Source organism: Lactococcus taiwanensis, from assembly GCF_014905395.1.
Classification (GTDB): domain Bacteria; phylum Bacillota; class Bacilli; order Lactobacillales; family Streptococcaceae; genus Lactococcus; species Lactococcus taiwanensis.
Window position 1 is genome coordinate 150,857 of record NZ_BNDT01000004.1, and the last position, 19,236, is coordinate 170,092.

Annotated in this window: 17 protein-coding genes; 4 read left to right on the forward strand and 13 right to left on the reverse strand. The window is 40.0% G+C overall.

Translation table 11 applies throughout. From position 1 onward, the window contains the following. Window positions 1-166: 166 nt before the first annotated feature. Window positions 167-616: a GNAT family N-acetyltransferase gene (locus JKP71_RS06335; RefSeq protein WP_200407429.1), complete on the forward strand. Its 450-nt coding sequence runs from the start codon at window positions 167-169 to the stop codon at window positions 614-616. A gap of 52 nt (window positions 617-668) precedes the next feature. Further along, window positions 669-1,208: a YagU family protein gene (locus JKP71_RS06340; protein ID WP_200407430.1), complete on the forward strand. Its 540-nt coding sequence runs from the start codon at window positions 669-671 to the stop codon at window positions 1,206-1,208. Between the two features lie 721 nt (window positions 1,209-1,929). Here the strand turns inward: JKP71_RS06340 and JKP71_RS06345 are convergent. Both JKP71_RS06345 and uvrA read right to left on the reverse strand, forming a co-directional pair. Continuing rightward, window positions 1,930-2,514 (reverse strand): uracil-DNA glycosylase family protein, encoded by a 585-nt coding sequence (locus JKP71_RS06345; RefSeq protein WP_200407431.1) that lies wholly within the window; start codon window positions 2,512-2,514, stop codon window positions 1,930-1,932. A gap of 69 nt (window positions 2,515-2,583) precedes the next feature. Next, window positions 2,584-5,406 carry an excinuclease ABC subunit UvrA gene (gene uvrA, locus JKP71_RS06350; protein WP_200407432.1) on the reverse strand — a complete coding sequence of 941 codons (2,823 nt, stop codon included), beginning with the start codon at window positions 5,404-5,406 and terminating at the stop codon, window positions 2,584-2,586. A gap of 285 nt (window positions 5,407-5,691) precedes the next feature. Here uvrA and JKP71_RS06355 point away from each other — a divergent pair, with 285 nt between their 5' ends. After that, window positions 5,692-5,991 (forward strand): GIY-YIG nuclease family protein, encoded by a 300-nt coding sequence (locus JKP71_RS06355; RefSeq protein ID WP_200407433.1) that lies wholly within the window; start codon window positions 5,692-5,694, stop codon window positions 5,989-5,991. A gap of 73 nt (window positions 5,992-6,064) precedes the next feature. Here the strand turns inward: JKP71_RS06355 and JKP71_RS06360 are convergent, their stop codons facing one another. The 10 genes from JKP71_RS06360 to JKP71_RS06405 form a co-directional block, all read right to left on the reverse strand. After that, entirely contained in the window at window positions 6,065-7,336 is a 1,272-nt protein-coding gene (locus JKP71_RS06360; RefSeq protein WP_200407481.1) for an amino acid permease, read from the reverse strand. A 379-nt stretch (window positions 7,337-7,715) separates the two neighbouring features. Continuing rightward, window positions 7,716-9,053, reverse strand: a complete 1,338-nt coding sequence (locus JKP71_RS06365; protein ID WP_200407434.1) for an amino acid permease — start codon at window positions 9,051-9,053, stop codon at window positions 7,716-7,718. 438 nt (window positions 9,054-9,491) lie between these two features. Next, window positions 9,492-10,430 carry a Gfo/Idh/MocA family protein gene (locus JKP71_RS06370; protein ID WP_200407435.1) on the reverse strand — a complete coding sequence of 313 codons (939 nt, stop codon included), beginning with the start codon at window positions 10,428-10,430 and terminating at the stop codon, window positions 9,492-9,494. 99 nt (window positions 10,431-10,529) lie between these two features. Continuing rightward, window positions 10,530-11,165: a thiamine diphosphokinase gene (locus JKP71_RS06375; protein WP_200407436.1), complete on the reverse strand. Its 636-nt coding sequence runs from the start codon at window positions 11,163-11,165 to the stop codon at window positions 10,530-10,532. A 22-nt stretch (window positions 11,166-11,187) separates the two neighbouring features. After that, the gene (locus tag JKP71_RS06380) at window positions 11,188-11,610 is read right to left on the reverse strand and encodes a hypothetical protein (RefSeq protein WP_200407437.1); all 423 of its coding nucleotides are present in this window, start codon (window positions 11,608-11,610) and stop codon (window positions 11,188-11,190) included. An 83-nt stretch (window positions 11,611-11,693) separates the two neighbouring features. Continuing rightward, on the reverse strand, window positions 11,694-13,037 hold the full coding sequence (asnS, locus tag JKP71_RS06385) for an asparagine--tRNA ligase (protein WP_200407438.1): 1,344 nt from the start codon (window positions 13,035-13,037) through the stop codon (window positions 11,694-11,696). Between the two features lie 182 nt (window positions 13,038-13,219). Beyond that, the gene (locus JKP71_RS06390; RefSeq protein ID WP_075525278.1) at window positions 13,220-13,546 is read right to left on the reverse strand and encodes a GIY-YIG nuclease family protein; all 327 of its coding nucleotides are present in this window, start codon (window positions 13,544-13,546) and stop codon (window positions 13,220-13,222) included. Next, complete coding sequence (locus tag JKP71_RS06395; RefSeq protein WP_200407439.1) at window positions 13,539-14,723, reverse strand: pyridoxal phosphate-dependent aminotransferase; 1,185 nt, start codon at window positions 14,721-14,723, stop codon at window positions 13,539-13,541. Before JKP71_RS06395 ends, JKP71_RS06390 begins: the two co-directional genes overlap by 8 nt. Next, entirely contained in the window at window positions 14,720-15,163 is a 444-nt protein-coding gene (locus tag JKP71_RS06400; RefSeq protein ID WP_075525280.1) for a cell wall elongation regulator TseB-like domain-containing protein, read from the reverse strand. Before JKP71_RS06400 ends, JKP71_RS06395 begins: the two co-directional genes overlap by 4 nt. An 82-nt stretch (window positions 15,164-15,245) precedes the next feature. Then, entirely contained in the window at window positions 15,246-17,648 is a 2,403-nt protein-coding gene (locus JKP71_RS06405) for a helicase C-terminal domain-containing protein (protein ID WP_200407440.1), read from the reverse strand. 258 nt (window positions 17,649-17,906) lie between these two features. On the opposite strand from JKP71_RS06405, the gene JKP71_RS06410 reads away from it, so the two are divergent. After that, on the forward strand, window positions 17,907-18,344 hold the full coding sequence (locus JKP71_RS06410) for a universal stress protein (protein ID WP_075525282.1): 438 nt from the start codon (window positions 17,907-17,909) through the stop codon (window positions 18,342-18,344). Window positions 18,345-18,384: 40 nt separating this feature from the next. Here JKP71_RS06410 and JKP71_RS06415 read toward each other — a convergent pair whose 3' ends face one another. Beyond that, a complete protein-coding gene (locus tag JKP71_RS06415; RefSeq protein ID WP_200407441.1) occupies window positions 18,385-19,131 on the reverse strand; it encodes a tyrosine-protein phosphatase in 747 nt (248 codons plus the stop codon). Window positions 19,132-19,236 lie beyond the last annotated feature (105 nt).

The window sequence follows — 19,236 nt, forward strand, 5'->3', positions numbered from 1 at the left end:
ATAGCCTCCATTAGGAGAAGGTCATCATCAATTAATCTGGTCTTATTTTTAGTTACTGGTGATTTGCGTATCAATTCACATCTAGAGTTTTTCAGTATCGTTTTAAGACTATTTATATTATAATAAATCCAGAGCTTTTAAGCAAACTAAGCCATAGGAGGATAAAATGGAAATTAGAGTCACACGCGATACAATGTCCGATATTTATTTTGATGCTTTACGCATTCGCAATCAAGTTTTTGTAAAAGAACAAGGTGTTCCTTATGAGCTTGAAGTAGGAAATGCTTTGGAAGAAGCTTCGGCTGTACATTTCGTTCTCTACGATGGGGGTGTTGCACAAGGGACTGTCCGTCTCCTGCCTCATTTAGATGAGCATTCCGCACTTATTCAACGTATGGCCATTCTTAAAGAGGGACGTAATAAGGGGTATGGCACGCTTTTAATGGAACGCTTGCTTGAGTTTTCCAAAGCCTCTCATATTGATAAGTTAGAACTCCATGCCCAAGTTTCTGCCAAAGCTTTCTATCATAAGTATCTGTTTACGGAGGTGGGAGCAATCTTTGAAGAAGCTGGAATTGCTCATATTCAAATGGAACGAACAGGCTTAGCTGAATAAATGTTAGAAGCCACTTTTTGATCAAATCTACTGAAACTTAAGGAGGGATTATATGTTGTTAGTTACCATGCTTGATGGACCAGTCAGCCAGATAGTTTTCAAAAGCTTATGGTTTGGTATTCTTTCCGGAATGGTTTCTGGTATGGTTAAAATTGGATGGGAAGCTCTCTTACCTCCACGTACTCTTGAGAGGAATTCGACCAATCCCCCACAGCGGCTCATGGAACAAATGGGGGTCCCAAAATCTCTAACCCATGCCTTTATTTTCTATTCACGGAATCAAAAAGTTTACTGGTTTTCGCTGATTTTACATTTTAGTTTCTCTATTTTTTTTGCCTTTCTTTTTATTTTAGTTGGCCAGTTCTGGCCACTAATAGGACTTTGGCAAGGGATGGCTTACGGACTTTTAATCTGGATCATCTGGCACCTTCTCTTACTCCCCCTTTTAGGAACGGTACCACCTGCCTGGCAACAACCTTTTGCTGAACATTTTTCCGAATGTTTCGGTCACATTGTTTGGGCCTGGACAATAGCTGCATGTGCCTATTACCTGATTAGTAAGGACACGAGTGGTATTTTATGCACACTTTAGGAAAGAAGTTAAGTTAGCTTCTTTTTTTATGCGAACGAGGACTTAAGGTAAGTTCTAAATTAGTTCCTTTGTTGTAAAACAAAATACTTGACTTTTCTCAAGAAGATTGTAAAATTAAATTGTACATAATAATGTACACGATTAAAAGGAGGACCGCACCATGAACTATGTAATCAATAAAAATGGAGACTTCGATAGTGCACACGAGGTCCACAAAGAGACATGTCCCCACCGCCCTCACTTCGCAGACGCTTTTGTAATTAATGATGCATTCGATAGTGACCTTAGCGCAGTCAACCATACGCAAATGACCTATCCGACCTTTAAGCTCCGACCATGTACTGCTTGCATGGATATGTCTGCTCGCTAATATCTAATGATCCCTCAGGGTCCTTGTCAAAGACAAGGGCTTTTGTCATCATCGGTTATCCTCTCTATAGGCTGAAAATGATAAAATAACTCTGGCTAAATTATTAATGGATATGACTTACACCTTTTAAACTCGAACCTTGCCAGTTCGAGTTTTTTTAGTGCAACCTCTCATGAGCAATGCAAAGCGTCCAAAGTTTAAGAGTTTCATTGGATTTTTTCCTTTTCATCGGGCTTGAGCGTGAAACCAACCCGATAGCTTTCCCGCTGCTCCATTGCTCCAAGTTATAAAAATGTTTTTTTTGCAACTCTAACCTAAAAAAGTTACTGACAGCTCTGTCAGTAACTTTTTTTAATCTTTCATTAGCTCTGCCACTCTTTTTTTCAAAGCAGGTAAAACTTCTGGTTCGAACCATGGATTCTTTGCCAACCAAATATTATTTCTTGGGCTCGGATGCACCAAAGGAAAATAGTGGGGAAGATAAGCTTCATAATCCCGAATTATCTCAGTAGTTTTGGTAGAAGATTTTAAGTTTAGATAATATTTCATGGCATAAGAACCGACCAAAACAAATAATTCAATATGCGGCATTTCTTTAAGAAGTGGCTCGTGCCATTTCTGCGCAAACCCCTTACGAGGGGGGAGGTCTCCCGATTTTCCCTTACCAGGAAAATAAAAATCTAGAGGTAAAATAGAGAGCTTATCAGATTGATAAAAAATTGTCCGATCAATCCCTAACCAATCACGCAACCGGTCACCAGAGGGATCATTCCAAAATAAGCGTGAAACCTCAGCACGTATCCCAGGGGCTTGCCCCACAATACAAATCTTTGCTGCCCTGTGTGCAGAGTAAAGTGGCTCGATTCCTCTTTTAGTATAAGCTTCATTTTGAGGATCGGCTTTGATTTCTTCAAAAATTTCTTCTAATCTGTCCATTTTCTGTCCTCAGCTAGGAGTAATAAGCCAAATCATACTTTCCTAAAGTACTGACCAGTCTGTCAGTACTTACCGATTCAGTTTGTCTTTCAAATATTGCCCCGTATAACTTTCAGCTACCTTAGCGACTTCTTCAGGGGTACCTTTGGCAAGGATGGTCCCACCACCAGCGCCACCTTCTGGTCCAAGGTCAATGATGTAATCAGCTGTTTTGATAACATCCAAATTATGCTCGATAACCACAATGGTGTTTCCTTGATCAACGAGACGGTCGAGTACTTGGATAAGCGTTGCAATATCCTCACTATGTAAGCCAGTCGTTGGCTCATCCAAAATGTAAAAAGCTTTCCCATTTGAACGTTTTTGTAATTCACTGGCTAATTTCATCCGTTGAGCTTCCCCACCAGACAGGGTCGTGGCAGGTTGACCAAGCGTCACATAGCCCAAACCTACGTCAACAATAGTCTGTAATTTTCGCTCAATTTTTGGGATATGACGGAAGAATTCTAATGCTTCGGCAACGCGCATATCCAATACTTCTGAAATATTCTTACCTTTGTAGTGAACCTCCAAAGTTTCCGAATTATAACGTCTACCGTGACACACTTCACAAGGCACATAGACATCTGGCAAGAAATGCATTTCAATCTTGATAATCCCATCGCCAGAACAAGCTTCACAACGTCCACCTTTAACGTTAAATGAGAAACGTCCCTTTTTATAACCACGAATTTTGGCTTCGTTGGTATTGGCAAATAAATCACGAATATCATCAAATACACTGGTATAAGTGGCGGGGTTGGAGCGTGGAGTTCGCCCAATTGGACTTTGGTCAATGTCAATCAACCGCTCAATACCTTCATAACCTGCAATTTTCTTATATTTACCTGGTTTTTCTGAGTTGTGGTTGAGTTTTTGCGCTAAAGCCTTCTTCAAGATGGTATTCACTAAGGTTGATTTTCCAGAACCGGAAACCCCAGTTACAGCCGTCATAACTCCCATTGGAAACTCAACGTCAAGATTTTGCAAGTTGTTCTCACTTGCACCCGTAATCTTGACCATTTTTTTCTTATCAATGGAGCGTCGTTTTTCAGGTACAGGAATCGCACGTTTACCTGATAAATATTGGCCAGTCAGTGATTTTTTATTTTTCATGACCTGTTTTGGCGTACCACTAGCGATAATCTCGCCTCCCAAGTCACCCGCCCCAGGACCCACGTCAATTAGCCAGTCTGCTGCCATCATCGTATCTTCGTCATGTTCCACTACAATCAATGTATTGCCCAAATCGCGCATTTTCTGTAAGGAAGCAATCAAGCGGTCATTATCCCTTTGATGCAAGCCAATCGAAGGTTCATCCAAAATGTAAAGCACTCCTGATAAGTTTGAACCAATCTGTGTCGCCAAACGAATCCGTTGAGATTCGCCACCTGACAAAGTCCCACTTGAACGCGACAAAGTCAGGTAGTCTAGCCCAACATTTTTGAGGAAGGTTAAGCGATCTTTGATTTCTTTCAAAATGGGCTTTGCAATGATCTCATTATTTTCGGATAGGGTTAAAGACGCGACATAATCAAGCGTATCTCCGATGGACAAAATTGAAAACTCAGCAATATTTTTATCGCCTACTTTGACCGAGAGTGCTTGATCATTCAAACGATAGCCATGACAAGTTGTACAAGGAAGTTCAGTCATATAGCTACGCGCCATTTCCCGGGAAGATTCACTCATTCCTGAACGATAACGGCGCCACAAGTTGGGAATGACTCCTACAAAGGCCATATCTTTATCCTGTAGACCAAAATCGCCTTGATGATAAAAGTGGAAAAGTTTATTGCCATTTCCATAAAGCACAATGTTTTGCGCCTTTTGAGATAATTTTTCCCAAGGTGTGTCCATGTCAATTCCAAACTGTTTCATCGCTTGTTCTAACAAGGCAGGATAATAATTTGAAGCTTTGCCATACCAATAGACAATTGCTCCTTCACGTAATGTCTTACTTGGGTCTGGAATCAATAAATCGACATCTGGTTCTAACTTGACCCCTAAACCATCACAATCTGGACATGAACCAAATGGTGCATTAAAGGAGAAAAGGCGGGGTTCGAGTTCAGGGACAGTGAACCCACAGACGGGGCAAGCATAAAACTCACTAAAGAGGAGCTCAGAACCGTCCATTTTGTCCACAATCACATAACCTTCTGCTTGATGAAGTGCTGCCTCAACCGAATCAAACAAGCGCGAACGAATTCCCTCTTTAACAACAATCCGGTCAATCACAATTTCAATCGTGTGATTTTTATTTTTATCTAATTCTGGTGCTTCGGAAATATCATAGACTTCTCCATCAACACGAACACGAACATAGCCATCTTTTTGGATGCGTTCAAACATTTTGACGTGCGTTCCTTTTTTTCTGCGCACGACAGGTGCCAAAATTTGCAGGCGTGTTTTTTCTGGTAATTCGAGAATTTGCTCCACAATTTCTTCAACAGATTGTGCCGAAATTTTACCATGTCCATTGATACAATAAGGCGTTCCCACCCGAGCATACAAAAGGCGCAGATAATCATTGATTTCTGTGACCGTTCCCACCGTTGAACGTGGATTTTTTGAAGTGGTTTTTTGGTCAATGGAAATTGCGGGTGAAAGCCCATCAATCGAGTCAACATCAGGCTTGTCCATATTTCCCAAAAACTGTCTGGCATAGGCAGAGAGGGATTCTACGTAACGACGTTGCCCTTCGGCATACAACGTTTCAAAAGCAAGTGATGACTTACCTGAGCCTGATACTCCAGTAACCACGACCAATTTGTCGCGAGGAATCTCGACATCGATATTTTTTAAATTGTGCTCACGCGCACCATGAATAACTATTTTTTCTTGTGGCATCTTTTTTCCTTATTATCCTTCTACACAAGAGTAGAAGCTTTTATTTTAAAAGGGCTCAATCCAATTTGAGCCTTTGAAGACTAGCTCTTCTTCACATCATATTACCTCTATTATATCACGAACAGGAAGGCAATTCTTAACATTGAGCACCCGAAATGGTATAATCTTACTATAAAATTTTTTCTTTTCCTTCTACGCTCAAACAGCTAAAAATTGAAAACGCAACCTCTTACTGACAGCTCTGTCAGTAATTTCAAATCTAGAAACGACTTAAAAATAAAACTTATGACGAAAGATTACTTTACCTATGTTTTACAATGTGCTGATCAAACCCTTTATTGTGGCTACACTACAGATTTAGAAAAACGAATTGCTGCCCATAATAACGGAAAAGGAGCAAAGTACACTAAAACAAGAGGGCCAGTCCAGCTCGTTACCGCCATTCACTTTGATACCAAAAGTGAAGCCATGCAGTGCGAATGGTGGTTTAAACATAAACTTCGGCGTACGCAAAAACTTGAGCTCATCGCCACTCATAGTGTCAAGCACCATTTCCAAAATTATCAAAAAGCCCGTCAAAAATGACGGACTTTTTTACTGACGGAGCTGTCAGCACTTTTTATGCGATAAAAGTTCCTGTTTTCCCTTTACCAGCTGCTTACTTTTCTCGAAAACTCAAAAAGCTGATGAGCCCGACTACGATAGCAAATATCGTGATGCCCCATGGATTTGATATAACCAAGTTATAACCCACAATCAGTAAAACAATCAAGGTAAGCCACGCCATCCCTTTTTTCAAAAGCGAAGCTTTCGTCCTATAATAAAATACAAGCGAAGCAATTAAGAGCATCAACCATGTCATCAAAACAGTATAAGAAATCGATCCCGCCATATAACTAAACAAACGGTTACCGAAAATATACGAGAGAATCACGCCAATAAACAAGACGCCGGCACAAAAAGCAATTGCTCGAATAGGTGCCTGATGTTTTGATAACTTTCCAAGGTAGCCCCCCAAACCATGTTGAGTATTTTGTACTCGCGCATACAAAGAGCGCGACGTTGCATAAATCATAGAATTAATCACCGAAAATAAAGCGAGAACAATTACAAAATTCACAAGGACTGCTGCATAAGGAATTCCAAATTTATCAAAAATCAAAACAAAAGGACTTGCTTTGGTGGTGCTTAAAAATTTCCAAGAAAAAAGCTCCAAAAAAATAAAAATTGGAATAACGTAGAAGCTGACGATACGTAACATCAGCCCACGTATCGCTTTAGGAATCGCCTTTTTGGGATTTTCAACTTCTGAAATGGTCAATGCAATCATTTCTGATCCTCCATAAGAGTAGATGACCATGAGCATTGCTGCAAATACACCACTCATCCCATGAGGCATAAAGCCTCCGTAGGTATTCATCTGATTCAACCCATTTGCAATTCCGAGTTGTAAAATTTGAGTCATCAAAAACCAAAAACCAAGAATAATTAATAAAATAATCACCGCAATTTTTGCGATAGCTAGCCAATACTCAGTTTCCGCAAAAGCGCGCACGGAATAGAGATTAATTCCCAATGCCAAAATAGCCACGACCAGCACAAAAATCCAGTTGGGAACCATAGGCCACCACGCATGTAGAAATTGCGCAATAGCTGCTGCCTCTGCGACCATAACCGCCATGGAGTCCGCCCAGTAGACCCAATCAGTAAAATGTCCGAGACGTTCTCCAACAAATGGTGCGATTAAACCTGACATCCCTACCAATTTTTCTTGTTGTTGCAAGACAATTTGACCGATCCCATAAATCACAACAAATAAAATTAAGCCCGCTAAAATATAGGCCAACATAACCGATGGCCCTGCCGCAGCAATTGCTGTCCCTGATCCTGCAAATAAGCCAGCCCCAATTGCTCCACCGAGTGAGAGCATGACCACATGCCGCGTCTTCATTGCTGATTTTAAGTGCTTTGTTTCTTTTTCTTCTTCCAATTTTTCCCCCTTATGTTTGTTCTAACAAACAAAACTATTATTTTTAAGATACAGTTTTTGGGTTCAAAAAAGAAAAAATGACCAAACGTCACGCGTCGGTCATTTTAGAGAATCACCGGCACAGATACTTTTTGAGTATACCCAAAAGCTGTATCTATGCCCTTTGCATACACACAACTATCCATGTCGATAATAATAATAGACTGTAATTGTTGGTGTATTCATTGTGTTCTCCTTTCTGGTCAGAAACATCGAAACAACATTTCTGCAATTATTTTTATCTATTATAGCATTTCTCTAAAAAATTGCAATTATTTTATCATGAGCCCTGCTTCTTTCGGTAAGAAAAGAAACTCACTAAACAGATAATGATGGCAAAGCCAGTTAAACCGAGTGGATTAGAAATTACTGTGAAGTAACCTACCACAAATAAGGCAATCAATGTTAAAATCGAAATTATTTTGATAAACATTGAAGCATGCCCCTCCTTAAAGTAAAAGATTAAACTTGATATCAAAAGCATAATCCATACTACCAAGAGCGTGTAAGAGATGGAGCCTGCCAAATAATTAAATAATTTAGCTCCAAAAATATAAGATAAGATAACGCCCACAAACAAAAGGCCCGAGCAAAAACCAATCGCACGTAATGGAACATTTTTGTGAGAGAGAGTACTCAACCATTTTGCTGCACCACTCTTAGAGTCTTTAGTCCGTGAATAGAGCGAACGTGATGTCGCATAAATAGCAGAATTAATGACAGAAAACAAGGCCAAGATAATGATAAAGTTAATAATATTCGCGGCTCCTGGGATCCCAAACTTTTTGAAGATCAAGGCAAAAGGACTTTCTTGTGTCGTGCTCAAAAATTTCCATGAATAAAGTTCAATAAAAAGAAACATCGGGATAAAGTAAAAGGCCACGATCCGCATCATTACCCCACGAATTGCTTTAGGTATCGCCTTCTTAGGATCTTCAACCTCAGATACTGTGATGGCCACAAGCTCTGAGCCACCGTAAGAATAGATGACCATTAACATGGCGTTAAAGAAACCTTTCATTCCATGCGGAGCAAAGCCACCATAACTGTTCATTTTTCCTAAGCCTTGAGCTACACCGAGATGAAGAACTTGAACCAGTAAGAACCATATCCCTAAAACAATCAGTGCTATGATGACGGCAATTTTAGCAATAGCTAGCCAATATTCAGTCTCTGCAAAAGCGCGAACGGAATAGAGATTGATTCCCAATGTAATGAGAGCGACAATCAAGACAAAAATCCAGTCTGGTATCATCGGCCACCATACCCCTAAAAATTGTGCTATCGCAGAAGCTTCGGCCACCATCACACACATCCAAGTGGACCAATACACCCAGTCCGTAAAATGAGCAAAACGTTTGCCCACATATGGCTCAATCAGCTCGGCCATTCCCACAGATTTTGTTTTTTGGTGCAGAACAATTTGTCCCACCCCATGCATAATAACAAATAAGATCAAACCAGCAATCAAATACGTAAAGATTACTGAAGGACCTGCCGATGCGATGGCCTGTCCTGAGCCGGCAAAAAGCCCTGCTCCAATCGCTCCCCCAAGTGAGAGCATTACGACGTGGCGAGTCTTAAGTGAAGACTTCAGCCCTGTTCCAGAATTTTCCATGAAATTCCCCTTTTCTTTTAAATTTGAAAGCAAAGCTTTCAAGTAGTTACTCCTTTAATTCATCACGTAAAACCCTGCTTGGAGTCGGTCGCTGTCGCTTTTATTGTATAAGAGACACGAAACAATCTCAGTAAGAGATTGAAACGCGATTAATTTTACTTTTGAATTGAACTAAAGGTCAAAAATTAAAAAAAGAAAGACCGAATAGTTAGCCTATCCGGTCTTGTTTAAGTCGCCGGCGTAGAATTTTGAGGTTACTCAAAAGTTGTATCTACGCCAAATGCATAAACACAAACTATCTGCGCCAAAAATAAAAGACTGTGAATGGTTTAGTGTTCATGAGGACTCCTTTTCGAATTTTTTATAATTATACTTCTTTCCTATCATAATTGCAAGAATTTACCAAATTTTCAACAAAAAAAGTTACTGACAGCTTGGTCAGTAACTTTTCACATTATTTTCTTCTAACATTTGGGCAATAATTTCATGCGACTTCAAAATGTTATGTTGTTTCATCTTATCCAAAAGCACATCACGGTTGCTACCATCAAAAGCTGCGACTGCCTCTACCATACCTGAGATTAAATGATCAAAGCCTCGATTATAAGTCGCCGACTGCCAGCCATTGATGCCATAAGTTTGACAAGCTGTACCACTCCGCTTTTCAAGTTCGGTCAACTCTGATAGACGCAGTGTTGCTGTCGGCGCTTCCACTACAAACTCTTCACTATAAGCGCCTGCTACAAGATTCATTGTCGCTAGTGCAGTCGTTGTCGCGGTTTCAACCATGACTGTTGCTCGGGTTAGTTTACCTTCATCATCTAATTTGAGTGAGTGATGAATGTCTTCAATCTCGTCATCTAAAAGGTAAATCATTGTATCTAACGGATGGATAAAAATATCATACATTGTAAAACTCACATCATCACTCGCATTATTTGCCAAATTTTTACTCACTTTAATCATATTTTTGTGAGCGAGTGCTTTAAGTGGCGCAGTTTGCGGTGCAAAGCGGCGATTAAAAGCCACCACGAAAAGTACATTTTTTTCGGCTGCTAATTTCTGAAGAGCCCTTACCTCTTCTAAATTCTCAGAGACCGGTTTATCCATTAAAACAGGTACACCAGCACTAAGGTAACGTTTTGCTAATTCAAAGTGCTGAGCTGTAGCTGCATGGATAATGACTAAATCAACAGTCTCCAAAGCCGCCAAATCCTCTGTCGCATATTCAAATTTATATTGAGCTCTTATTTTTTCTGCACGCGCCCATTCTCTTGAATAAAGCACAAAACGATGCTGAGCTTGCATGCTTGCGTAGACAGGAAGGTAAGCTTTACTGGCAATGTTAGATGTTGCACCAATTACTCCGATTATCATTTTAGGGCCTCTTCATTCTAATATAACTCATTCTATTTTATCATTTTCTTAGGCAAAAAAGACAAATAAGCAAGCGTTATCAAAAAAGCTTTTCTCTAATTAGAATTTTCTTCCATCACCCGAATAGATGACCATGACCATCCCACGCTCCAACGAAACCGTCATTTGTGAGCTGGTAAATTCATTACTAGCATAGATCGGGCTAAAATTTTCCTCCGGCTTTAAGGGATATTTAGCCCCTTCAATGGCTAATGTGTCCTCACTCCCCATCTGTACAAAGCCAATATACTTATAACGCTCGATTTTAGGAAGTTGATGTTTCCCCGGCAAAAGATAACGGACCAAGTTCTGTTGATCAAATAATGTAATATGGGGAGCAAGACTTTGATATTTAGGACGTTGCACCAAAAAAACATTCGTTAATAAATGATCCAACCGCCCCCCTAGCGCTCCCATAATCGTCAACTCGGCCTTACTAAAATGCTCTAAAACATAATCTAACGCTACTTCTAAATCTGTTTCATCTTTTTCAGCGGGTAATTTAATAAGTGCTTTTGTATCTTGCACAATGCGCTCATATTCCTTTTGATCAACCGAATCAAAATCTCCCACAGCAAGATCAACTTGAATACCTTGTTTTATCAAAAAAAGGCTGCCGCGATCGACACCGATATATTTGTCATAAGTTTCTTCGATAACACAATCGGGTAAGCCTGCTACGATTAGTACTTTCATTACTGCCCTTATTTCCTCTACTCTATTTCGTCTTAAGACTCAACTTCACCTCTAAGTGAACTTCTTTAAGAATATTTTGAACCATTTTAAGATATTCTCGGTCCTGATACAGCGCTTCTTGCAAATATCCCTTCTCATAGTAGTGTTCACAAAGTTGGGTAAAGATCTGATGATACTGTTTGACTTCATGCATAGCCCCTGTCATATAGGCGTGCGCATGATCTACAAATGAAACAATCATCAGCTCATCATCGATAGTAGCCTCTGCCGTTTGTATTTTATCATGGCTTTCCATGACAAACTCACTAACAAAACCTTCAATAAAGGTACACTCAAAAGTCCGATAATCGCTGGAATTATAACGTTCACGAAATTTATCGATCAATTCTTCTGCAAAGTGGGCCAGTTCTTGATTTTCATTGCCTGCTTCTTTCAATCCAATCATGCTATTTCTCCCTTTTCTTAATTATACCAAAAAGAACATCTTAAAAAGAAAAACTCCTCTTACTTAAAAGAGAAGTTATAAGCTTAAGGATGAATACGATTAATCATACGTGGGAATGGAATAGCTTCACGGATATGTTCTGTCCCTGCCACGAAAGTAACCATACGTTCTAATCCAAGACCAAAGCCTGCATGAGGAACTGAACCGAATTTTCGTAGCTCCAAATACCACTCATAATCCTTTGGATCTAAACCAAAATCAACAATTTTTTGCAAGAGCACTTCATAGTCTGTTTCCCGCTCAGAACCACCGATAATTTCACCATAACCTTCTGGCGCCAAAAGGTCTGCACAGAGTACACGCTCTGGATTACCTGGTACTGGGCGCATGTAGAAGGCTTTAAAGCTTGCAGGATAGTTAACAACAAAAGTTGGTACGCCATAGAAGTTAGAGAGCCATGTTTCATGAGGGCTACCAAAATCATCCCCATGTTCTACGTGCTCATAATCCGTATCTTCATCATTTTCATGCGCCTGTAATAAATCAATCGCATCATCATAAGACACGCGCATAAATGGAGTATCAACATATTTTTGTAACTTGCTGATATCACGTTCCAAAGTTTCAAGGGCATAAGCAGCATTATCCAAAACTCCTTGAATCATATGTTTTACATAGGCTTCTTGAATATCCAAAGATTCATCATGCGTTACAAAAGGATACTCAGCATCCATCATCCAAAACTCTGTCAAATGACGACGTGTTTTTGATTTTTCAGCACGGAAGACAGGTCCAAAGTCAAAGACACGACCAAGTGCCATTGCACCAGCTTCAAGATAGAGCTGACCTGATTGTGACAAGAAAGCAGGGTTGCCAAAATAATCCGTTTCAAAAAGTTCTGTAGTATTTTCCGCAGCATTTCCAGAAAGGATTGGGCTGTCAAATTTGATGAAACCATTCTTATCAAAGAAGTCATAGCTAGCATAAATAATCGCATTACGGATTTGCATGATAGCCATTTGGCGTTTTGAGCGCAACCAAAGATGACGGTTATCTAGCAAAAACTCTACGCCGTGTTCCTTCGGAGTGATTGGATAATCATGAGAATGACCAATCACTTCTAAGTCAGTCACATCAAGTTCATAACCAAACTTAGAGCGAGCGTCTTCTTTGACCACACCAGTCACATAAACAGATGTTTCTTGAGAAAGGTGTTTAATTTCATCAAACTTAGCTGTTCCTGCTTCTTCACCAAACTTTTCAATCATATTTGGTTTGAAAACCACTGCTTGGAAAAAAGCAGTTCCATCACGGAGCTGAAGAAATTGGAGTTTACCTTTACCTGATTTATCGGCAAGCCATGCACCGATTTTTACCGTTTCACCAACATGTTTTTTCACATCGATGATAGAGATTAAGTCTTTCATAAATAAGTCCTTCTATAATTTTTTTGATTTCATAATAGCTATAATAAAAAATGAAAAAATACCAAGGTACTGTCCATAAGAGGTTGGAACGCCATTTTTGACAGACCTATCACTCCTTTTTACCTTGCTCATCTTCTATTGCATGAGTAGCGAAAGTATTTTTTCTTGGGATATGCCCATGTCTAACGTTTATCAGTCGTCAACTTTTCTTCCCAGATTTCTTTTAAGGTTTTCAAATCTTCCTTGAATGCTTGGGGACTTTGTAACTCATCTTTTTTGAGTTCTTCGAGTACTTCTAACTCGAAATCAGCGGTCTTGGCTGCTTTTTCAATCGCATAAGGCAAACCAAGTCCCGTTTTTTTAGCAAATTGAAAGCGATTTTTGATTCCTGCCAAATCTGGGGCAATGTCAAGATAGCGCTCGTTGGTCCTTAAATTTTTATAAGCAACCACTGCTCCAATTTTTTCTGAGTGTTTATAGTTAGCTTTAGCTTCTTTTTTATCAACCATTATTCATCCAATCTTTCAAGCGTTGCACTGCCTTTTCCAGATTTTCTAAACTAGTAGCATAGCTCAAGCGTACATTCTCGGGTGAACCAAAGCCTTCCCCCGTTACTAAAGCCACACCCGCTTCTTCTAAAATCGCTGTGGTAAAAGCAGTGACATCACTGAACCCTTTAAGTTCCATTGCTTTGGTGACTTTAGGAAAGAGGTAGAAAGCGCCATTCGGTTTAACCACTTCAAAACCTGGGACTTCTAAGAGCTGATTATAAATTTTATTGAGCCGTTCTTCAAAAGCCCTGTGCATTTGATCAAAAGCCGTATCACTACCTCGGAAAGCTTCGATAGCCGCATATTGAGCAACTGCTGTCGGATTAGAAGTGGTTTGACTAGCAGTTTTAGTCATCGCAGCAATGATTTCAGGATCCCCCACAGCTACACCGATACGCCACCCTGTCATTGCAAATGTTTTTGACACCCCATTGATGATGGTCGTGCGCTGACGAATAGCTTTGGACAAGCTTGAAATAGCTGTAAATTCAGCTCCATTGTAAACGAGTCGATGATAGATATCATCTGCTAAAATCAGAAGATCATTTTCTACCGCCCACTCCCCTATTTCTTCCAGTTCTTTTTTAGTATAGATCATTCCTGTAGGATTAGAAGGTGAATTCAGCAGTAAAATCTTAGTTTTAGCTGTACGCGCTTGTTCAAGTTGCGCCACCGTGACTTTAAAATGGTTCTCTTGCTTTGCTTCTACGATTACTGGTGTCCCTTGAGCCATCTTGACTTGATCGACATAGGAGACCCAATAAGGTGCTGGGATAATCACTTCATCTCCGGGATCTATCGTTGCCATAAAGTAGGCATAGAGCGCAAATTTCGCCCCTGCTGTTACCAAAATTTGCGGTGTGTCAATCGAATAACCATAAAAATTTTCCCAATACTTTTGTACTGCTGTTTTGAGAGCAGGAAGCCCTCCCACCTGTGTATAAAAGCTTGCCGAACCATTCTTGATTGCTTCTATTGCTGCCTCACCAATTTTTTTAGGCGTTGGGAAATCAGGCTGTCCAAGGGTTAAATCGATAATATCTCGCCCTTGGGCTTTCAATTTTTTGGCCCGGTTGGCCGCCGCCAAGGTGACCGACTCATCCATCTTTAATACAAAATCAGAACTCTTTTTCATAGTAACTCTTTTCCTGACTTAAAGTCATACACTTTAAAACCATCGCTATTATTCACTTCCCAAGCTGGTTGACCTTGATAGAGGGCGAGAACTACCGACTGCGTCTTTTGACTAGTCAAAGTCGTTGGTGAAACGCCATCTGCTAATCTTACTACCGTGATTTTTCCCGATTTTTTAGGAATCAGCACCCCAATCTCTTGCTTTGAGCTATCTAACCCTACGACCGAGTAGGTTGTCGTGTCAGTAGTCGCAATATCAAAAGCCGTTGCCGTTTTTAAGTCTGTTTTTTGTTGAGCAATGGCAATGGCTTGCTTACGGCCTGATTGGTAGGGCGTCAAACTTCTCCAAAAGAAAAAGGCAATCGCCAAATAAAGCGCCACTATAACTGTTAGAATCCCGATAATGATCTGCGAATGACGTGTCATTTTTCGCTTTCTCATATTTTTTCTTCTTTCAAGCTTTGCACAGCATATAAAAGCTGCGCTTTTTTCCACTTTTTATAGGCTGTGGTATTACGTATCATTATATCAAAAATTTCTTGATTTCGCTGACTGTATCAAGCAAGTTTAGCATTTTTACAGGGAGCGCTTCAGCGAGATTTCTGCGCATGCGTTTAGCGTAAGATTTTCCTGCCAAACGATTATCTAAAACAATCACACTAGAATATTGATTGCGTCTACGATTGACACGACCAATAGCTTGTCTCAACTTTAAAGTAGCCATGGGAACATTGAAATCATAGAAAGGATTCTCAAATTTTTGAGCATATTTCTTCGTTAAAATGTCATCTGGTGTGGCAAAAGGGAGACGTGGAATAACGAGCAAAAGCTGATTCTGCTTATCAAAATCTACTCCTTCCCAGAAGGAGCCTAAGCCAAGAAGAATTTTACTTTCTCCCTTATCAAATTTTTTCTTGAGCTGAGCTGGTGTGCCATTGATATCTTGCGCTAAAATTTCGAACCCATCGGCAGACATTTTTTCCGCTACAAAAGTTAGAGCAATCTTTGAGGTAAAAAGTACAACCATTGGTAACTCAAGGCGCGCAAGCTCAGCTAAGGTCGATGCAGTGTAGTCTGCATAATCCACTACACTTAAATTTTTGATATTTGGTGCATCCGTCAAGGCGATTAATTCTTGATTGGGTACGGGATGTCCATCAATTTTGAAAAAGCGATAATCCGCGAAACCAAGCAACTCAGGAAAAGAAGGCTTATCTTTTGAAAGAGATAGTGTAGCCCCAATCATCATCAACTTGATTGCTTGTGGAATCAGCTGAGCAAAATTATAAAAATCTCTCGTACTGGCAAAAAGCTGTCCGTTTTCTCGCCAGACAATCTGTTGCTCATCCTCTAAAAATGCTGACAGCTCTGTCAGTCCTAATTCTTGAGCATCCATTTTAATTTTAGGCAAATCAAGCTCTTTCTTATTGAGCTGGTAAACTAAACTTTCTTGCAAACGTTTGATCAGTTGAGGGTTTTCACTGACGGCTGCATCAATTTTGACCAGTTCGTCAGCGATTTTTAGACTACGCTGGCCCGCGCTTTCCATGATTGGAAACAATTGCTGCGCCTCATCGACCACAAGCACCCGCTCCTCAAGGAATGTCTCGGGATAATCCGCCAGACGCTCAATTAGATAAGCGTGGTTGACCACTTTTATTGGAGCAACCTCCGCTTCTTTCTGGGCTTTCAGCCAAAAATCTTGCTCATAATGAAATTGTTTAGGGTTAACATAGCCATCATGACAAATGCTTGCAAAATAATCAGCATTCGTCATGACTTTAGAGAGTTCATCAAGTTCTCCCGTACTTGTCTGGGTCAACCAAATCAGTACCTTCATTTTGAAAATCTCAAAATTTTTCCCATCCGTGTCATTGAGTAAAAGCTTGGAAAATTTTGTGAGCGAAATATAATTCTGCGTCCCAACGATTTTGGCCATCTTCACACCAAAAACTTCTTCTAACCGCGGGGCAACATCGTGCAGAAGTTGTTTCTGCAAAACCTTTGTCGCTGTGGAAATTACAATTTTTTTACCCTGCGCCAAGAGAGGCAGCAGATAACCATAAGTTTTCCCCAGCCCCGTTGGTGCTTCCAAAAAAGATGGCTGTGGAAAAGCGAGTTCTTTTTGGATCAAGTGGGCTAATTTTTCTTGTTTGGTCCGTGGACTAAGTCCTAGCTTGTGGATATTTTCAGAAAAATCTGCTGACAGCTCTGTCAGTAGCGGGCTTTGGCTAGCGAGAGTGCCTTTTTTTCTGACCAGCTCCCCTTTAGGAACACATTTTGTAGCAATATTGTGGACAATCTTTAAACCCGCTGGAGCCAGCTCCGTTTTTTCCAACTGCTCTTGTAAAAATAATTTGGTTTCAAAAAGTAAGTTATCCGCATGCCGCAATAATTCTTCAAGTACAACACGTGGAAGCGCACGAATTTTTTCTTGAATCTTTAATAAAAGCTCAGCTGTTGCGTAAGCATCAGATAGGGCCGCGTGAGGATGTTCATGAGAGAGATGTAAATGCTCACTCAGCGCTTCTAAGCCATATTTATCAAAAGTTGGAAAAAAGACCCGCGCTAAATCGACTGTATCCACCCGAGGCATCTCGTTAAACTCCAAGCCTGCCATAAAAAAACTTTTTTCTAAAAGCCCATAGTCAAAACGGGCATTGTGCGCAACAAAAACACAGTCCGTTAAAATCTCCCGGACTTCGCCCGCAATCTCAGAAAAATCAGGAGCAACACTTAGGCGCTTATCTGACAGCCCCGTCAGCTCACTGATTCTTGGTAGTAAAGTTTCATGAGGGTTCACATCAGTCGAAAAAGTCCCCACAATCCGGCCTTCTTCCACCAAGGCAATCCCTATCTGAATAATTTTATTTTCACTACTATGAGCATCGGTCGCTTCCAGATCCACCACAGCATATCGAGTCATATTTTCTCACCTATTTCTTACAGTTTTCTAAAGTCCTCATGATTCGCATGTCAAAGTGCTGTAAGCTAAAGCTTTAAGCTGGCACACCTTGTCATTTTTTTACTGACAGATTCGTCAGTAAAATTTTATTCGTAACCTTCAGAAATTCACTCTAACAATTATACCATATTCCACCAAAGCAGCAGTTTTCTTTTTACAAATGAACAAAATAAGAGTAAAATTAAAATATAAACAAATGAATTGATGGAGGAGTCGCCTATGTTAGACAACTATAAAAAAATCCTTGTTGGTCTTGATGGTTCCGTAGAAGCTACTAAAGCCTTTGATAAAGCTGTTGCTACTGCTATTCGTAACGATGCTGAACTGGTCATTGCCAATATTATTGACCTCCGTGCCTTCCAATCGATCTCAGCTTATGACTCTGTTGTAGCTGATGACACGCATAAAGGTGCTGAAAATCTCATCCGCGACTTTGCAGAAGAAGCAAAAAAAGCGGGTGTGAAAAACGTTAAAACACGTGTGGAATTTGGTTCACCAAAAATCATGCTTGGTCAAACCCTACCAAAAGAAGAAAACATTAACCTTATTGTTCTTGGAGCAACTGGTCTTTCTTACATTGAAAGAATTTTCATTGGATCCGTTGCCGATTACATCATTAAGAATGCACCGTGCGACGTCCTCGTAGTTCGCGACTAAAACGAAAAAAAGGAGCCTTAAACTGCTCCTTTTTTATTTGTTATGATTTTTGATTTAAATAAAGCGCTTGAAAATACTCCACGTAATCCTTCTCAAGCGCAAGCCCTTCTCTTAAGTAACCCTCAAAAGACCCAAAATGTTTGTTCATAATTTCTCTCGCATGAAGCAAATAATTCTTATCAACAGTAAGTGCAATCTGTAAGCCCGCAATTTGATCTTCAGTGAGCGTTGCTTTCACTGCATTAATGATTTCTTGATTGACCTCTTTGCGAGCACTGTTTGTTTTGAGATAATCTTTCATTATTTCCTCATCAGAAGCTCCTGATAATCTTAAAAGCAAGGCGGCAGCAAATCCTGTTCTATCTTTTCCAGCAAAACAATGAAAATAAACAGCTTGTTTTTGGTCTAAAAGATCAAGTAAAAAGGTGCGATAACCTTCTAAGGCAGACTCGCTGATAACAATACTTTCATAAGTTTTCATCATCGCTTCACGAATATCTGTGGCATTAATAATCATGTCCTGCAAGGAGCCGCTATTTCCTGAAGTCGCAGAAGCCAGAATATCTATATTTTCATAATTCACACCATCGAGGGAGACATCTGGTTGAGTAGTGACTTCTTCTTGCCCCCTAAAATCATAAATCTTCCCAATTCGAAACTTATCAGTAAGAATTTTTTTATCCTCAGCTGTTAAATCAGTCAACTGGCCTCCTCTAAAAAATAGATTCTTTTTTAGTCGAGATTCTTTTGAATTTTGTGTCTGAATATCTCTAAAATTTACTAACATATCTTCCCCTTCTATCCACCATCAGTTCCCTTTATTATATCATTTTTAAAAGCGTTAATTTTTTATTCATCATGCTAAATTTTAAACATCAGTGCACAAAAGAAG